The organism is Phycisphaerales bacterium (assembly GCA_029268515.1).
Lineage (GTDB): Bacteria > Planctomycetota > Phycisphaerae > Phycisphaerales > SM1A02 > JAQWNP01.
The window spans coordinates 97,116-113,834 of the sequence record JAQWNP010000001.1 but is presented as its reverse complement, the minus strand read 5'-3'; the positions used below and the strand labels follow the sequence as shown (position 1 = coordinate 113,834).

15 protein-coding genes are annotated in these 16,719 nt (G+C 50.4%); 7 read left to right on the top strand and 8 right to left on the bottom strand.

Features of this window, described 5'->3' with window-relative positions:
• Positions 1-16: 16 nt before the first annotated feature.
• The 5 genes from P8J86_00420 to tkt form a co-directional block, all read right to left on the bottom strand.
• Positions 17-622: a histidine phosphatase family protein gene (locus tag P8J86_00420; GenBank protein ID MDG2053149.1), complete on the bottom strand. Its 606-nt coding sequence runs from the start codon at positions 620-622 to the stop codon at positions 17-19.
• Entirely contained in the window at positions 595-1,974 is a 1,380-nt protein-coding gene (zwf, locus tag P8J86_00415) for a glucose-6-phosphate dehydrogenase (protein MDG2053148.1), read from the bottom strand. The genes P8J86_00420 and zwf overlap by 28 nt, the downstream gene beginning before the upstream one ends.
• A gap of 2 nt (positions 1,975-1,976) precedes the next feature.
• Positions 1,977-2,993, bottom strand: a complete 1,017-nt coding sequence (gnd, locus tag P8J86_00410) for a decarboxylating 6-phosphogluconate dehydrogenase (protein MDG2053147.1) — start codon at positions 2,991-2,993, stop codon at positions 1,977-1,979.
• A 56-nt stretch (positions 2,994-3,049) separates the two neighbouring features.
• Positions 3,050-4,585 carry a transaldolase gene (tal, locus tag P8J86_00405; protein MDG2053146.1) on the bottom strand — a complete coding sequence of 512 codons (1,536 nt, stop codon included), beginning with the start codon at positions 4,583-4,585 and terminating at the stop codon, positions 3,050-3,052.
• Positions 4,586-4,654: 69 nt separating this feature from the next.
• The gene (gene tkt, locus P8J86_00400; GenBank protein ID MDG2053145.1) at positions 4,655-6,688 is read right to left on the bottom strand and encodes a transketolase; all 2,034 of its coding nucleotides are present in this window, start codon (positions 6,686-6,688) and stop codon (positions 4,655-4,657) included.
• A gap of 156 nt (positions 6,689-6,844) precedes the next feature.
• Here tkt and P8J86_00395 point away from each other — a divergent pair, with 156 nt between their 5' ends.
• From P8J86_00395 to P8J86_00385, 3 genes are read left to right on the top strand one after another with little or no spacing between them, the layout of a single operon-like run.
• Entirely contained in the window at positions 6,845-7,528 is a 684-nt protein-coding gene (locus tag P8J86_00395) for an ROK family protein (protein MDG2053144.1), read from the top strand.
• A 60-nt stretch (positions 7,529-7,588) separates the two neighbouring features.
• Positions 7,589-9,256, top strand: coding sequence for a glucose-6-phosphate isomerase (gene pgi, locus P8J86_00390; GenBank protein MDG2053143.1), 1,668 nt, complete (start codon positions 7,589-7,591; stop codon positions 9,254-9,256).
• A complete protein-coding gene (locus tag P8J86_00385; protein MDG2053142.1) occupies positions 9,234-10,274 on the top strand; it encodes a cyanophycinase in 1,041 nt (346 codons plus the stop codon). Before pgi ends, P8J86_00385 begins: the two co-directional genes overlap by 23 nt.
• 14 nt (positions 10,275-10,288) lie before the next feature.
• Here the strand turns inward: P8J86_00385 and msrA are convergent, their stop codons facing one another.
• From msrA to P8J86_00370, 3 genes are all read right to left on the bottom strand, one after another.
• Positions 10,289-10,783: a peptide-methionine (S)-S-oxide reductase MsrA gene (gene msrA / locus P8J86_00380; protein ID MDG2053141.1), complete on the bottom strand. Its 495-nt coding sequence runs from the start codon at positions 10,781-10,783 to the stop codon at positions 10,289-10,291.
• A gap of 119 nt (positions 10,784-10,902) precedes the next feature.
• A complete protein-coding gene (locus P8J86_00375; protein MDG2053140.1) occupies positions 10,903-12,045 on the bottom strand; it encodes an indoleamine 2,3-dioxygenase in 1,143 nt (380 codons plus the stop codon).
• On the bottom strand, positions 12,045-13,469 hold the full coding sequence (locus P8J86_00370) for a sugar porter family MFS transporter (protein ID MDG2053139.1): 1,425 nt from the start codon (positions 13,467-13,469) through the stop codon (positions 12,045-12,047). The genes P8J86_00375 and P8J86_00370 overlap by 1 nt, the downstream gene beginning before the upstream one ends.
• 122 nt (positions 13,470-13,591) lie before the next feature.
• Between P8J86_00370 and xylA the strand changes: the two genes are divergently transcribed.
• The 4 genes from xylA (at position 13,592) to P8J86_00350 (ending at position 16,689) form a co-directional block, all read left to right on the top strand.
• Positions 13,592-14,905 (top strand): xylose isomerase, encoded by a 1,314-nt coding sequence (xylA, locus tag P8J86_00365; GenBank protein ID MDG2053138.1) that lies wholly within the window; start codon positions 13,592-13,594, stop codon positions 14,903-14,905.
• A gap of 10 nt (positions 14,906-14,915) precedes the next feature.
• Positions 14,916-15,719: an alpha/beta hydrolase gene (locus P8J86_00360; protein ID MDG2053137.1), complete on the top strand. Its 804-nt coding sequence runs from the start codon at positions 14,916-14,918 to the stop codon at positions 15,717-15,719.
• Between the two features lie 29 nt (positions 15,720-15,748).
• Positions 15,749-15,994, top strand: coding sequence for a hypothetical protein (locus P8J86_00355; GenBank protein MDG2053136.1), 246 nt, complete (start codon positions 15,749-15,751; stop codon positions 15,992-15,994).
• Between the two features lie 104 nt (positions 15,995-16,098).
• Positions 16,099-16,689: a hypothetical protein gene (locus tag P8J86_00350; GenBank protein MDG2053135.1), complete on the top strand. Its 591-nt coding sequence runs from the start codon at positions 16,099-16,101 to the stop codon at positions 16,687-16,689.
• The last annotated feature ends 30 nt before the right edge of the window (positions 16,690-16,719 follow it).

The following is a 16,719-nucleotide window of genomic DNA, read 5'->3' as shown; positions in this document are numbered from 1 at the left end:
TCAGTGGTGACCAATTTTAGGGGAGATGCCACTGCTCGTTGAGTACTCGTAAAACACGATAGTCATGTTCATGGCCAAGAATAGTCAGTGATGCTGTGCCTAGAGCGAAATACTTGGCTGATTGAGGATTCATCTCGAGCCATGTTGCAATCAAAACGCGTAAGACATGTCCGTGTGCGAAACAAGCAACGTCACCGCCAATTTCGATCGCTCGATCAATGACCCTTTGCACGCGGGTGGCTACTTGTTCACCCGTTTCACCGCCAGGGCATGGGTGTGTCCATAGCGACCACCCAGGAACAGTTTCTTGAATCTCTGCGGTGGTCTTGCCCTCGTACTGTCCGTAATCCCATTCCAAGAGATCGTCAGTGATTTCTGCATGATCGCCATAGCCTGCGAGTCGGCAAGTTTCTTGGGCGCGTTGAAGTGGGCTCGTTAATACAGCACTAAATTGGTGGTTTTCCATGTGCCCCTTGAGCAGACGGGCGCGTTCGGCACCAATGTCTGTGAGGGGAATATCTGTAGAGCCAGTGTGTTGCCCGGAGAGGCTCCACTCAGTCTCGCCATGGCGAATCAACCAAATTCTCTGGAGTGTCACGATGATTCCTTCGGATTGTGCCATGGACCATAGCCATGGACAATTTTCTCTGCTTCTTTAGGTCCCCAGGTACCGGGTTTATACGTGTGCACAGGAACCGCGTTCCCGAGAATTGGATTAACCACAGCCCAGGCTGATTCAACCTCATCTTCACGAGCAAAGAGTGTGGCGTCGCCTGCAAGTGCATCACCAAGTAGACGTTCGTATGGCGTCATCTCGTCATCATGATGATCGCAGACAAGCAGCTCCACATTCTCGCCAGCCATATCTTCGCCGGGTTTCTTCGCGTTGGCATTAATGCCAATTTCAATATTGGGGCTGATGCCAAAACGGATGGCGTTGCGTGGATTTGAGGCCATTGATCGGAAGACATTTTGAGGTGAACGATTAAACTCTACATAGACCTCAGTGGCAGTCACTGGAAGTGATTTCCCGGCACGAATAAAGACCGGTACGCCAGCCCATCGCCAAGAGTCAATTTCGAGTTTTAGAGCAACAAACGTCTCAATTTGGGAGTCTTTAGCAACCCCTTCTTCATCGTGGTAGCCCTCAAATTGACCACGTACCACATGCTCGGGTTCAAGTGGTTTGATTGAGTTGAAAATTTTGACCTTCTCATCACGAAGTGCTTCATGGTGCCCGCTTACAGGCGCAGACATTGTGAGTAGTCCAAGAACTTGCATCATGTGATTTTGGACGACGTCACGAATGGCGCCAGCTTCTTCATAGAATCGGCCACGCCCCGCAACACCAAAATCTTCTGCCATTGTGATCTTGATTGACTTGACGAAGTTGCGATTCCAGATTGGCTCGAGAAAAGCATTCGCAAACCTGAAGTAGAGCATGTTCAGTGTTGCTTCCTTACCGAGATAGTGATCAATTCGGTAGATCGCTGACTCCGGGAAGTGCTCATGAAGATCCACATTCAGTTTTCTTGCTGAAAGAAGATCGATGCCAAATGGCTTTTCAATGACAAGCCGAGCATTCTTGGCGAGTCCATACTGACTTAAGTCAGCGGCTACCGCAGCAAAGGCACTCGGAGGAATCGCCAAGTAATACATGGGCTGCTTGAAGGGTTTCATCACAGTGGCGAGGTTTTTGTACATCTCATCTTCGCCGCCACCGCCACCAACATACTGCATCAGTTCGGTCATCTTCGCGAAGGCTTTTTTGTCGACGCCATCGCCGAATTTTTCAATGCCATCGCGAGCTCGCGCCACAAGCTGCTCCTTCGTCCAGTCCGAAGTGGCCACACAAATGATGGGCACGTTCAGTGATCCGTGTCGGATCATTGCCTGGAGCGCAGTGAAGGTCTTCTTATGCGCAAGATCGCCAGTGGCGCCATAGAACACCAGGGCATCAGCAGCATTTGTCATGGTTATGCTTTCTTCTCAAGGTGGCCACCGAACTCATATCGCATGGCTGAGAGTAATTTGTCACAGAAATCTGCCTGGCCGCGTGACTCGAATCGCTCGTAAAGAGCGGCACTGAGGACATGGGCAGGAACCGCTTCATCGATTGCCGCCATGAGTGTCCACCGGCCTTCTCCAGAATCGGAGACGCGGCCTGAGAACTTCTCAAGATCTGGATCGACGAGAAGGGAGTGGGCAGATAGATCGAGTAGCCAAGATGCAATAACGCTACCTCGTCGCCATACCTCAGTCACATCAGTGAGATTCAGATCGTACTGGTAGTACTTAGGCTCACGAAGTGGTGTGGTCTCGGCATCGTCTTCTTGCTTGGCCTTGCCAATGTTTGCATGCTTAAGAATGTTGAGTCCTTCAGCGTACGCAGCCATGATTCCGTACTCGATACCGTTATGAACCATTTTTACGAAGTGCCCGGCACCATTAGGGCCACAATGTAGGTAGCCATGCTCTGCAGTACTGCCTTTGACGTTTTCTCGTCCCGGTGTTCGAGGAGCTTCGTCAATTGAAGGTGCCAGCGTCGAAAAGACAGGGTCGAGATGCTTTACAGCAGAATCGTCGCCACCAATCATCATGCAGTAGCCACGATCTTCGCCCCAGACCCCACCGCTGGTGCCACAGTCCACGTAGTGAATGCCGTGCGGGCGCAATTTTTCGGCCCGATCCACATCGTCGCGGTAGTACGAGTTTCCACCATCAACGATGATGTCACCCTTTTTGAGCAGTGGTGCTAATTTCTCAAGAGTTGAATCTACAAATGCAGCAGGAATCATCAGCCAACATGCAGCAGGCTTATCTAGTTTGCTGACAAAGTCCTCAAGACTGTCTGCACCTGTGGCGCCTTCGCTGGCTAATTGTTTGACATTATCAGCCGTTACGTCATAGACGACGCAGTCATGGCCATCTTTCATCAAGCGGCGCACCATATTAGCGCCCATTCTTCCCAGACCGATCATGCCCAGTTGCATGTGAAACTCCTTCTTTGTTTCTTTGTCACCAAAGGTGGTGAAAAGTATCAGTTAAATTAGGCAGTCGCGGCGAGTGCCGCCCCCTTGCTCTTAATAGCCTTAATAAGATCGTGCCAACTTTCGTTGAACGAATCACGTCCTTCAATCTGTAGTTGTTCACCTAAAGCGTGAATGTCGATGCCGGCTTTCTCGAGTGCGGCCATGGTTGCATCGCAATCGCCACCATCAGGACTAAGTACGCCCTCAACATTACCGGTTTCACCAAACTCGGTCAGTGTTGCCTCAGGAATGGTATTGACGGTATTGGGTGCTGCCAGTGCAGTGACATAGAAGCCGCTTGGTAAGGATGGATCCTTTGCACTTGTACTTGCCATAAGCAGTCGCTGTGGGTTACCGCCATGCTCTGCGAGTTTCTTCCATCGGTCACTTGCGACCATTTCGCAGTAGGCTCGATAGCAGGCTTCGCCGATCGCAACACCAAGTTTGTTGTGCATGTCTTCAGGAAGTTTTGGGTTTGCGGCCTTGTCCCAACGGGAGATGAAGACCGAGCCGACTGATGCGACATTAAGATCAAGGCCATCTTTAAGCCGTAGCTCAAGTCCTCGCATGTAAGCGTCAGCCGCTTTCTTGTAATGATCGACTGAGAACAGTAGCGTGACGTTGATGTTCACGCCTGCATGGATGAGTTGCTCGATGGCCTTGCAGCCTTCTGGCGTTCCTGGCACCTTAATGAAAAGGTTTGGCTGCCCCGCACGCGCGAAGAGGGCCTTGCCCTGTTCAACAGTACTCGCTGTGTCATTGGCAAGAAGTGGTGACACTTCAAGAGAGACGTAGCCGTCGACAGTATTGGTGCCTTCATAGGTGGGGCGAAAAAGTTCAGCGGCTCGGCTGAGGTCTTCGATCGCTAGGTCAAAGAAGATTGCTTCTGGATCAGTAGTACCCGACTTCATCAGTGATTGAATAGCTGAGTCATATAGATTCGAATCGGCAATTGCCTTGTCGAAGATTGCTGGATTAGAGGTGAGCCCTGTAATCGCTAAACGATCGATGTAATGAGCAAGAATGCCTTTGTCGAGAATGTCGCGACGAATGTTATCCATCCAGACGCTTTGGCCAACATTGTGAAGTTGATGTAGTGGGTTATTAATCTCGTCGCGTTCTATAGCAAGCACTTTATTAAGCCTCCGTCGATGGCGATCAGCTCCACTGAATTTTGCGGAGACAAAAGCCGTTACAATTTCTTTAGCTGGTTCTGGCCCGATCACACGGGCACCAATAGTCAAGATATTGACCATGTCATGTTCAACCATTTGATGAGCCGTGTAGGTGTCATGTGCAATCGCTGCGCGAACGCCAGGACACTTATTGGCGGCAATACTGACGCCCGCGCCACTGCCGCACAAGAGAATGCCGCGATCTGCTCGAGCCGAGGCGACTTCAGCACACACGATCTCTGCGATATCAGGGTAATCCACAGGCTTTCCGTCATCGGGACCCATCAATACGGCTTCGTGGCCTGCGGCTTCAACTGCTTCAGCAAGTGTCGCCCGTAGGGGCAGGCCTGCATGATCAGCAGCGATTACGACTTTCATGAGCGGCTCCTTAATGCGATTCTGAATCTCTTGTAGTGCAATTTTTTAAGGCTGATAGGAATGGTCATCTTAGAGTAATGCATTGACGCGGGCGGCAACGTTTTCTGGTGTATAGCCCAGTTCACGCATCACAATTTCGCCGGGGGCTGATGCGCCAAATCGTCTTAGTCCCATGACATCATCTGCGAATTCATACCATCCAGTGGGCGCCGCGGCCTCGACAGCCAAAGTCGGCATGCCCTTTGGAAGCACCTCATTTTGATACGCCTTGCTTTGCTCACGGAAGATCTCGCAGCAGGGCATAGAGACCACCCGAGCATTGACTCCGCTTGCAGCAAGTAAATCACGAGCGTCAAGAGCCAGTTGAACTTCTGATCCTGTTGCAAGAATTGCAGCATCGTCCCCAGGTGCAACGACGGTGGCGCCCTTTGAAACATCGACGAGCTTGGGATCAAGAATGCGAAGGCCTTGGCGGGATAAGACCAGTAATGTGGGGCCGGTGTGTGCAATTGCTTGGGCCCACGCCTGTGCAGATTCATTTGCATCAGCTGGTCGAATAACACGGGTATCCGGCATTGCTCTGAAGCTCGCCAGATGTTCGATCGGTTGATGGGTTGGACCATCTTCGCCAAGTCCGATGGAATCATGGGTGAATACAAAGACAACCGGTAGTTTCATCAGTGCGGCTAAACGAATCGGTTCACGCATGTAGTCACTGAAGGGGAAGAAAGTGGCGCAGAACGGCCGCAGTCCCCCGTGGGCTGCCATGCCGTTGCAGATGGCGCCCATCGCATGCTCTCGAACACCAAAGTGAATATTGCAGCCATCCCACTCCCCAGCATTGATGTCACCTTTGTCGTTGAGGTTGGTATCTGTTGAAGGGGCAACGTCTGCCGAACCACCGATAAGCTCTGGGACATTGGCGGCGTATGCATTGAGCGAGGCGCCGCCTGACTTACGAGTGGCAAGGCTGTCGCCCACCTTGAAGTCAGGCAAGTTTGCGTTTTGCCAGCCGTCAGGGAGTTCGCCATTCATGACACGTAGAAAATCACTTGCTTTTTCAGGGTGAGCAGTTTGATACGCTTTGAATGCTTTTTTCCACTCACCGTGTGATGCAACACGCTTAGCCACTTTGGTATGCCAGTGGTTGTAAATGTCCTCGGGGATCTCAAATGGTCCATAAGGCCAGTCGAGCTTCTTGCGAGTTGCTTCGGCATTGTCTTCGCCAAGTGCTTTGCCATGTGCCTCTGCAGAGTCCTGGACTGGTGATCCGAATCCAATATGGCTTCGAACGATAATGAGGGTGGGTTTTTCAGTTTGTGATTTGGCTTCAGCAATTGCGGCGCGGAGCGATTCGAGATCGTTGACATTTGCAATCTCAATCACGTGCCAATTGAATGCGGCATACCAGCCAGCAACATCTTCTCTGAGTTCAATTGGCGCGGCGCCTTCAAGCGTTATTTCATTGTCGTCGTAGAAGAGGATGAGCTTGTTCAACCCGAGTCGGCCTGCGAGAGAAGCCGCTTCGGCGGTGATGCCCTCCATAATGTCGCCTTCGCCGCAGGTGACATACGTGTGATGGTCAACAATGGTGTGGTCATCGGTATTGAACCGAGCAGCCAGCATTCGTTCTGTCATGGCCATGCCAACACCATTGGCAACACCTTGGCCCAAGGGGCCGGTGTTAATCTCGATGCCGGGCGTGCGGTCCATCTCTGGGTGTCCGGGGGTGCGAGAGTCCCACTGTCGGAATTGCTTGAGGTCATCAATTTTTAGGTCGTACCCAGCCAGGTGCAAGCTGGCGTATTGAAGCATGCAAGCATGCCCACCAGAGAGAATAAACCGATCACGATTAGGCCAGCTCGGATCGGCGGGATCGAAATTCATAATTTCAGTCCAGAGCAGGTAGGCCAGTGGTGCCAGCCCCATGGGTGTCCCTGGGTGGCCCGATTTGGCTTTTTCAATGGAATCAATTGTGAGGAAGCGAATCGCATTGATGCCTAGGCCTTCTTCTCCCTCAGGATGGGGTGTTGGCGTGGCTTTTGACCTGACAATGAGGTCTGGGCGAAGTTGCTGATCTTGAGAACTGGTCGCTGGCGACATTGGTGCCTCCCCGTAAATCGGTGGTTCTTGAACTCATTTTTCCGGCAGAACCCGGTACTCTACTCGACTGCGGGGTATTTCTCATCTAGATTGCCCAGCGGCTTAGGGCTCTAAGAGCCAATATCTAGGGGCAAGAAATGGAAAGGACAGAGCAAAATGGGCACTTTGTCAGTCGATATCGGGGGTACTCATATAAAACTGCTGCTTGAGGGTGAAACGAAGCGAAGAGCGTTTGCCTCAGGTAAGGACATTACGCCGAAGGGAATGATGGAAAATATCGCCAATCTTTCCGAAGGTTGGACCTGGAATCAGGTTTCCATTGGTCTCCCTGCTCCAATCGTCGATAGCAAGCCAATCTTGGAGCCCTACAACCTTGGTGGTGGCTGGGTTGAGTTTGATTACGAAGCAGCTTTTGGTTGCCCGACGAAACTTCTCAATGATGCCGCAATGCAGGCGCTGGGAAGTTATGAGGGAGGGAAAATGCTCTTTCTCGGATTGGGTACTGGACTTGGTTCTGCCATGGTTGTGCCAGAGAACCAAGTGCTACCTATGGAACTGGGTCATATGCCTTATCGGAAAAAAGGTAGCGTCTATGAGGACTACCTTGGTGAGCATTACCTTGAAGAGAAAGGGCATGGTAAGTGGAGTAAGCATGTGCGCCGTGCTGTAAAGCAATTTCAAAATGGACTTCAGCCGGAGTACATCGTTTTAGGCGGCGGTAATACGAAACAACTGAAAGAGTTGCCAAAAGGTTGTCGTCGTGGTGCGAATAAAAACGCCTTCTTGGGCGGGTATCGCATGTGGGACAAGAATGCCACCATGCCGAAAAATATTACTTAATGAGAGCTTGAATTACGAACACTACACGTTTGGTAGAGATCTTTTTTGAGAAGGAACATTATGTCGAATCTAACATCAACGCCGGCATGGAAGGCTTTGAGTGAACATAAACAGCAGATTGAGTCAGTTCATATGCGCGATCTCTTTGCAGACGATCCGAGCCGCTTTGACAACTTTCAGTTGTCGGCTTGTGGCATACTGGCTGACTTTTCTAAGAATCGCATCACAGATGAAACACTAAAGCTTCTAAGAGAGCTCGCAAGACAAGCAGGTGTTGAAGAACTTCGAGATCGAATGTTCAATGGTGACAAAATTAACATCACTGAGCATCGTGCGGTACTGCATGTTGCATTGCGTAATCGATCCAACACGCCCATTATGGTTGATGGCGAAGATGTCATGCCGAAGGTCAATGGTGTGCTTGATCACATGCAAGAATTTAGTGAGTCAGTTCGGAGCGGAAAGTGGACGGGTTTCAGCGGCAAGCGCATAACCGATGTTGTCAATATTGGCATTGGCGGCTCTGACCTAGGGCCAGTCATGGCAACCGAAGCACTCAAGCCGTATGGCCAGCCTGGTCTGCGTGTTCACTTTGTTTCTAATGTCGATGGCACACAAATGGCTGAAACGCTGAAGTTGTGTGATCCAGAAACAACGCTCTTTCTCGTCGCTTCCAAGACGTTTACAACACAAGAGACATTAACCAATGCGCATAGTGCGCGAGATTGGTTCATGAAGGTTGCCGGTGATGACGCCCATGTTGCAAAGCACTTTGTGGCGCTTTCGACCAATGAGAAAGAGGTCAAAAAGTTTGGTATTGATCCAGCCAACATGTTTGAGTTCTGGGATTGGGTAGGAGGGCGTTACTCATTGTGGTCGGCCATTGGTTTGTCAATTGCCATTTACATTGGCTTCGATAACTTTGTTGAGCTGCTGGCTGGCGGGCATGACATGGATGAACACTTCCATTCTGCTCCACTCGAAGAAAATCTACCTGCCACCATTGGGCTCATCGGTCTTTGGTACAACAACTTTTGGGACTTTCAGACGCATGCCATTCTGCCCTATGACCAGTACATGCATCGGTTCCCGGCGTACTTCCAGCAGGGTGATATGGAAAGTAATGGCAAGCACGTTTGCCGTGATGGATCGGGCGCTTCGACCTCGACGGGGCCAATTATCTGGGGCGAACCAGGCACCAATGGCCAGCATGCGTTCTATCAGCTTATTCACCAGGGCACCAAGGTGGTTCCAGGTGATTTTATTGCACCAATGAAAACACATAATCCATTGGGCGAGCATCATTTGATTTTGCTATCGAACTTCTTTGCTCAGCCTGAAGCACTGATGCGAGGTAAGACGGAGGCTCAAGTTCGAAAGGAACTAGAGGGCTCAGGGATGTCAGCAGAAGATATTGAAGCATTGGTTCCACATAAGGTCTTCGAGGGTAATCGCCCTACGAATAGCTTTATGGTGGAAGAGATTTCGCCTCGCACGCTTGGTTCACTGATCGCTATGTACGAACATAAGATCTTCACGCAGGGCGCTGTTTGGAACATCAACTCGTTTGATCAATGGGGTGTTGAACTTGGTAAACAGTTGGCCAAGGCAATCTTGCCAGAACTGGAATCCAAGGGCGAGGTGACGACCCATGATAGTTCGACGAATGGTTTGATTAATCATCTCAAGCAATATCGTGCCAGTCATGCGCAGACTGCAGGCGTCTGAGCATTTAGTCATCGGTAATCTAATGCCAAAATGCACGACCGCAATGATCACCATGATCATTGCGGTCATGTTGTTTTTGCTCTTGGCGTGTTCGAATGAAAAATATCCTTCTCATATCAAAGCCTGGCATATAGGGCACCCTCGTAATGTGGTAACGAAGCCTCTTGGTGGCCTGGCACTTATTGGTGGTGGCCGAGATCCAGATAAAGCATTCATTTGGTTCAATCACCAGACGGCCGGTGGAGATGTTGTGGTGTTGCGAGCAAGCCGAAGTGATGGGTACAACTCTTATCTGTATAACGACATTGGTTCGGTCGACTCGGTTCGCACCATATTGGTTGATTCTCGAGAGATTGCTGATGACGCTTGGGTCATTGAGCAAATCGATCAGGCCGAGGGCATCTTTCTTGCCGGTGGCGACCAGTCTGCATACGTAACAAGGTGGTCTAATACGGGCCTCTCAGCCGCCATTACAAGGGCTCATCAACGTGGTGCAGTCATCGGTGGTACGAGTGCAGGTGCAATGGTTCTTGGCGGGGTTGTCTTTAGTGCAACCCAAGGATCAATATCATCGCAATCTAGTTTGCAGAACCCTTATGCATCAGCAGTTCAGCTCAGCGCTGCAATTTTCTCGATTCCGATACTAAGGGAAATCCTGATTGATACACATTTTACTGAGCGTGACAGGATGGGCAGGCTCTTCGTATTCATTGCACGTGCCTTGCAAGGAAATCTTGGCAAAAGCATTCTGGGACTTGGTATTGACGAATCAACGGCCATTCTCATAACAGCATCGGGCGAATTGAGCGTGGTAGGAAATGGTGGAGTGACGGCTTTGTGGTCTCAAGACCTTGCCGAGTGTTGTCAGCCAGAACAGCCTCTGACATTTACAAAAGTGCAGTCGTGGAAGGTGATTCCAAACCAGGCGCCGTTTTCATTAGGATCGATCGCAAATGAGAGAGGTACTGCTGTGTTTGTTGAGCGTGGCCAAATAGTCTTGCAGGGTGGGGATGGCTGAGTTATGAAATCGCTTTACTGCGAGGGGCACGCCCCCATACCTCGTTTGGCGAGATATTGTTGATGGTATTCCTCAGCCGGCCAGAATGTTCCGGCAATTGAAATCTCCGTGACAATTGGCTGCCTGTATCGGTTCGAGGTACTTTGCGCTCTCTTGGTGTCACGGGCTGACTCTGCTTGTTCTGTTGAGTTGTAGAAAATGACAGAGCGGTACTGCGAGCCCCGGTCTGGACCCTGGCGGTTCATTTGGGTTGGATCATGGCAATCCCAGAAGACATTCAAGAGCTCCTCGTATGAAACATCTGAGGGGTCAAAGGTAATCTGCACGACTTCAGCATGGCCAGTCTTGCCGCTGCATACGAGCTCGTATGAGGGGTTCGAGATCGCGCCGCCGCTGTAGCCCACAGAGGTCTCTCGTACGCCCGGCTGCTTACGGAACGTCTCTTCTACCCCCCAGAAACAACCTGCGCCAAAAAGAGCTGTTTCAAGTTTGTTGTGTTTCTCACTCATGAATCCGATGCCTTCCTAGATGCTGTAAATCAGCGTGCCGATACTACGTCAACTGGATACTGCTGGTTCTTTCTACATCAATTTGATGTCAAAATGCTTCGTTGAGGGCATCTTAGGCATCAGGTGAGATGGGTAGCGGTTGTTTCTTGGCGAGCAGCCTTGAGAAAGCCTGCGAATTCTGTGCCGCCAGTCCCTCTGGCCTTTTCTAGATCGCCCGCAGCTGCAGTGATATAACGCGTGGTGATACGAATGTGATCGCGACGAAATTTCTCTAAGGCCTCTAAACACTGTCGGTAGAAAGAGGCCGCCTTGGTTGTATTGCCGGAGCCCGATAGGAACTGCCGTATCGAAGGACCAGATTCAATCTGTTCGACAAACCGTCGGTGGCCAACTGGCATGTAGGCGCGTACCGCCATGAGAAATGGACGACTGCGTGGATCGTGATGTTCAACACCAAGGGCGGCATCGATTGTCTGGATGAGCGAGCTTTGTGCAGCACTACCGCCAATCAGTACCCGCGACTCTTTGTCAACGCCGTTGTAAGTAATGCCCGGCTTTGGCCAACCGGCCAAGAAAGGTCGAACACGGTGATAAAAAATGTGTGGATCACAGCGCTCTTCCATGCGAGCCAGAAGCGCCGTAATTCTTTGGATAACAGTATGTACTGTTTCCAGTGCTGTGGTGAGTTTATCTTGGTTGCCGTCTATGACGGCGAGTTGCGCGTCAACAATCGCTGGTAACGCTTCTCCGCCAGCAGCCTCAATGGCCACCGTGACGAGATAGAACCATCGCTCGTCCATGCCACCCAGAAATGTTTGCAGTGTGTCAATGTTTCCGAGTGCAATGGGACCAGTTGAATCGATGCGCTGCCAATTGTTAAGCACGATGGATGCGTGTGATGTAATCATGGGTCGATCAATCGCGATCGCAACCTGATTCCAAGGAATCGCAAGCGTCGAAGGAATTTGAGTGGCTGGCGTCACATCACCCCAAACATAGGCGTTGCCAAAGACACTCAGCAAGAGCATTGCCCGCTCTCGTTCGGCGTTGGTTTTGAGTGAAGTCGTATCAAGTGTTGGGAGGTTCTCAATGGCTTTTCGGCAAGCACCTGCCGCCATGAGGCCATTGAGTCTCATGGCCAGTGTTTCCCATGGCTCATAAGTTTCACTGAGAGACTTGAGTGGATCTGTACTTGGTAAGAAGCCGCGGACGGCATCAACTTGGCAATCAGCCAGTGAGGCAATTTTGTGGGCGCTAGACATTAATCTTTTTTATTCTGATGCCAGATCTCTTCAAGCTCTTCGAGCGTCTTGCCCTTGGTTTCTGGTACCCAGATAATAATGAATATGAAGGTCAGAATGATCATGACGACATAGATCATGAACGTCCAGCCGCCAGAGAGATTGTCCTTCAGAATAGGGAAGGTATATGACACGGCGAGATTAGCAATCCAGTTTGCAGCTGTTACGACAGCGATCGCCAGGCCTCTCACTTTGAGCGGGAAAATCTCAGCAATCATGACCCATACAATTGGTCCCATAGAGAACGCAAAGCATGCGACATAGCAACACATGGCGATCAGTGAGATCCATCCAGAAAGCGCCGTTGTGTCCGCGCCATCGTTTGTACTCAGGAAAGCAAGGCTGAGCGCTGCCATGCTGAGGCCCATGCCAATCAAGCCAATCAACATCAGAGGCACGCGTCCTACTTTGTCAAGGAGCCAGATGGCGATGAGTGTAAACAGTGCATTGACTGTGCCAACAATCACCTCATCCTTGAATGCACCGGCGGCTTCGACAAAGCCAGCGTCTTTGAAGATGAGATCGCCGTAGTAGAGCACGGCGTTGATGCCGATGAGTTGCTGGAAAATGGCGAGGCCGAGACCAACAATAAGTGCCATGCGGAATTTGGAGCCAAAGACTGTCTTGAGACCGCCGCCGCCATCTTCTTTATTGATTGATAATTGAACAAGATCAATCGCCTCGTGTGCATGTCGTGGGTTATGCAGAATTCGCTCGAGTACTTTTCGAGCTCGATCAATATGCCCCTTATGAACAAGCCATCGTGGGCTTGCGGGAAGCCACATAACTCCCGGCAAGAGAACCAATGCCGGTATCGCACCTAGGCCAAACATCCATCTCCAAGATTCGTCCGTTGTGACCCACGGCAATACTTCAAGTCCCCAGCTCACCAGGAAGGCGGCAAGAATACCGATCACAATGGCAAATTGGTAAAGCGAAACGAGCCGCCCGCGGATGTGGGCAGGGGCAAGTTCTGAGATATATAAAGGTGTCGCAACAGATGTGACACCGATCGCAGCGCCAACCAATAGCCGAGATCCAAAGAGAAACCAGTAGTCTCGTGCGAACGCGCAGGCAATCGAACCAGCTATGAATAGCACGCCAGAGAGGAAGAGTGCAAAGCGGCGTCCGCGCTGATCTGCAAGTCGCCCACCAACGAGTGCGCCGATAGCACATCCCAACAAAGCAATGGCCACCATCAGTCCGAGATGCGATCCCTGGAGTAGCCAGTTTGGATCATCTTGCAGGATAAAGATCACCCCGGTCATCACCCCGGTGTCATAACCAAATAACAGTCCACCCATTGCGGCAATCAGCGAAATGCCGGTAATAAGCAGCGATTTGGCTTCGTGGTGAGTTGTTTCTAGAGAATTCTCTTTGGTCATGTTTTTGAGCCTATTAGGGATGTATTGACATCATAAGGGAATCTGGATTTCAATGAGCTTGAACAGGAATGTGATAGCCTGTCCGGTCCACAAACGACATTTGTATAAGTGAGGATTTGACCATGGCCGCACACGCCTTCCCTGAAATTCAGAAAATTGTCTTTGAGGGTCCTGACTCAAAGAACCCACTCGCCTTTAAGCACTATGACGCAGAAGCACTTGTTGAAGGCAAGTCAATGCGAGAGCATTTGCGATTTGCTTGTGCATACTGGCACACGATGCGCAATCCACTAGCGGATCCGTTTGGCGTTGGAACAGCCAAAATGCCGTGGGATGATGGGAGTGATTCGGTTGAGAATGCAATAGCTCGAGTCGATGTCTTTTTCGAATTTCTTGAGAAGTGTGACATTGACTACTACTGCTTTCACGATCGTGATGTATCTCCGGAAGGCGCAGATCTTGAGACAACTGAACAAAATCTAGATCGAGTAGGCGAGGCATTATTAAAAGCTCAAAAGCAAAGTGGTAAAAAACTGCTTTGGGGTACAGCATGTCTCTTTATTCATCCTCGTTATATGCATGGAGCAGCAACGAGCTGCTCTCTCGATGCATATGCGTGGGGCGGTGCTCAAGTAAGGCATGCGATGAATTGGACGCACAAGCTTGGTGGTCAAGGCTATGTGTTCTGGGGAGGACGAGAAGGTTACGCCACACTGATCAATACTGACATGAAGCGTGAGCGAGAACACTTGGCTCGTTTCTTTCATATGGCAGTTGACCATAAGAAGAATATTGGATTTGAAGGCTCGTTTTTTATTGAGCCTAAACCAAAAGAGCCAACCACACATCAATATGATTCTGATGCTGCCGCGTGCCTGAATTTTCTTCGCGAGTTTGATCTTCTTGATCACTTCAAGCTGAATCTTGAAACGAATCATGCGGCGCTTGCAGGAAATACAATGCGACATGAACTAAAAGTTGCTATTGATGCTGATGCACTTGGTTCAATCGATGCCAATCTTGGTACGCCGAACTTGGGATGGGACACAGATTGTTTCCCTGTAGATCTTTATGATGCAGCATGGGTCATGCATGAGGTTTTAGACATCGGTGGGTTAACCACTGGCGGACTCAATTTTGATTCCAAACGCCGGCGTGAATCGTTTGACCCTATTGATCTCTTTCACGCGCATATTGCGGGAATGGACACGTATGCCCGTGGATTGAAAATTGCGGCCGCGCTCAGAGCGGATGGGCGCATCCAGGCATTCATCGATCAGCGTTATCGGAGTTGGAATTCTGAGTTAGGGAAGCGCGTTGAGGGTGGGGAAACCACCTTTGATGACTTGCGTGAGCATGCCTTAGCCAGTGGAGAGCCGGTGATTGAGTCTGGTCGTCAAGAGGTTCTTGAAGCAATCATCAATGACATGATCTAGGATTCTTTTTGTGGTGGATGAGGCTGAGGTTAACGGTGTCAGGGTGACCTATGAAATACGAGGTCAAGGTCCACCGCTATTGCTCTTGCATGGATTTGGTGTAGACCGTCGGATGTGGCAGCCTCAAGTCACCGCTCTGGGTGCCAGTTATACGCTCATACTTTGTGATATGCCGGGCTTTGGTGCATCTGAAGATCCTCCTGAAACAAAAACCTATACGTCTTCAGATATGGTCGCACTTGTTGGACACTTGGGTTTCAATCAAGTGCATTTATGCGGTCTCTCGTATGGAGGCGCCGTTGCTCTTGAAATGGCGATAGAACATCCTGCGCTTATTGCAACATTGACATTAGCCAGTTCAGGAATTGGTGGATATGAATTTAGCAAAGAGTACATTGCGCAACTTAAAGTTTCAGAAGACCGAGCCCGTGCGGGTGAGCTGAAGGCGGCACAAAAGAACTGGCTGGGCAGCCCGCTGTTCAAGTATGTCTCGAATAATCCACACTGGCGAGCAGCGCTCACTGAGATGGTGGAAGACTATCGTGGATGGCATTGGAGACATGGTTTTAAGCGACTGAATCTGCAATCCATCAAGCATCTCGAGGACGTCGAGTGCCCGACACTGGTGGTTGTAGGCGCCCTTGACGAGCCAGATTTTCGCGCGATCGCTGAGTGTTTGGTCGAGAGAATCCCGAATGTCGCTCTGATGGCCATTCAAGAAACGGGACATATGTTGAATTTCGAGCAAGCAGAGGCATTTAATGGCAGATTGCTTGAGTTTCTCGGACATCATCCTCTCATAGAGGTGGACTGACCCCGTTTGGTCGACCTAACCTACAAGACATGCCTGAGCATCCATCTCAATTTAAGCCGGTACGTACGCTTCCTCGTGCCACCGTCGGTTCAACGCGGCGCAGGCGTCGCCACCCATTACCGCCAAAGCAAGTTTCGCCTCCGGTAAAGCAACCTGAGCAACCAGTTGAACACGTAGAGACTGAAGGGGAAGCGCCTGAGCAAACCTACTGGGCGTGGATGTGGGTTGCTGCTTGTGGCGTCGCTGCTGCAGCCTATATCTTGGGACTACTTTAGCGTCTAACGATTCCAAAAATAAAAAACGCACCACCCAGAAGGTAGTGCGTTTTTTTTTGCTATTCAGTTGAGCTATCCGTAGATGCTCACAAACACGCAATCAGTTGTTGCTGCTGAATGGGCATCCTGATCCTGAAGTCTTTGCTTTGCCGCTGCAGCTTGAAGCGCAGTCAGGAGCAGGTTCTTCTGTGCTGATTTTCTTCTTGCTGCTGCAAGTTGACGTGGCAGCTTCTTCGGTGCTGGCTTTATTCTTGCTGCTGCAGCCTGAGTTGGCAGCTTCTTCAGTGCTGATTTTATTCTTGCTGCTGCAAGTTGACGCGGCAGCTTCTTCGGTGCTGGCTTTATTCTGGCTGCTGCAGCAACCTGAATTGGCAGCTTCTTCAGTGCTGGCTTTGTTGGTGCTGCTGCAAGTTGAGGTCGCAACTTCAGTGCTCGCTTTATTGCCACTTTGGCAACAGGCGGTTTGGCTTGCTGAGCAAGTGCCGGTTGAAGCTGTTGGTGAGTTCGTTGAAACCTTCGCTCTTGCTGCGGTATCAGTCTTTGTGTTCTGGCACCCAACAGTAAAGGCTGCTACCAGTGCGGCGGCAAGAAGGTTGGTAGCAAGTTTGGTACGGATGGTCATGGGTCTCATCTCCTGTCCACAAGTCTCTCTTGTGGGTGTTGGGTTATTCAGATCATTCTGTTTATGGATCTAAGTAGTTAGTTTCTAGTTTAAGCGGCCTCAT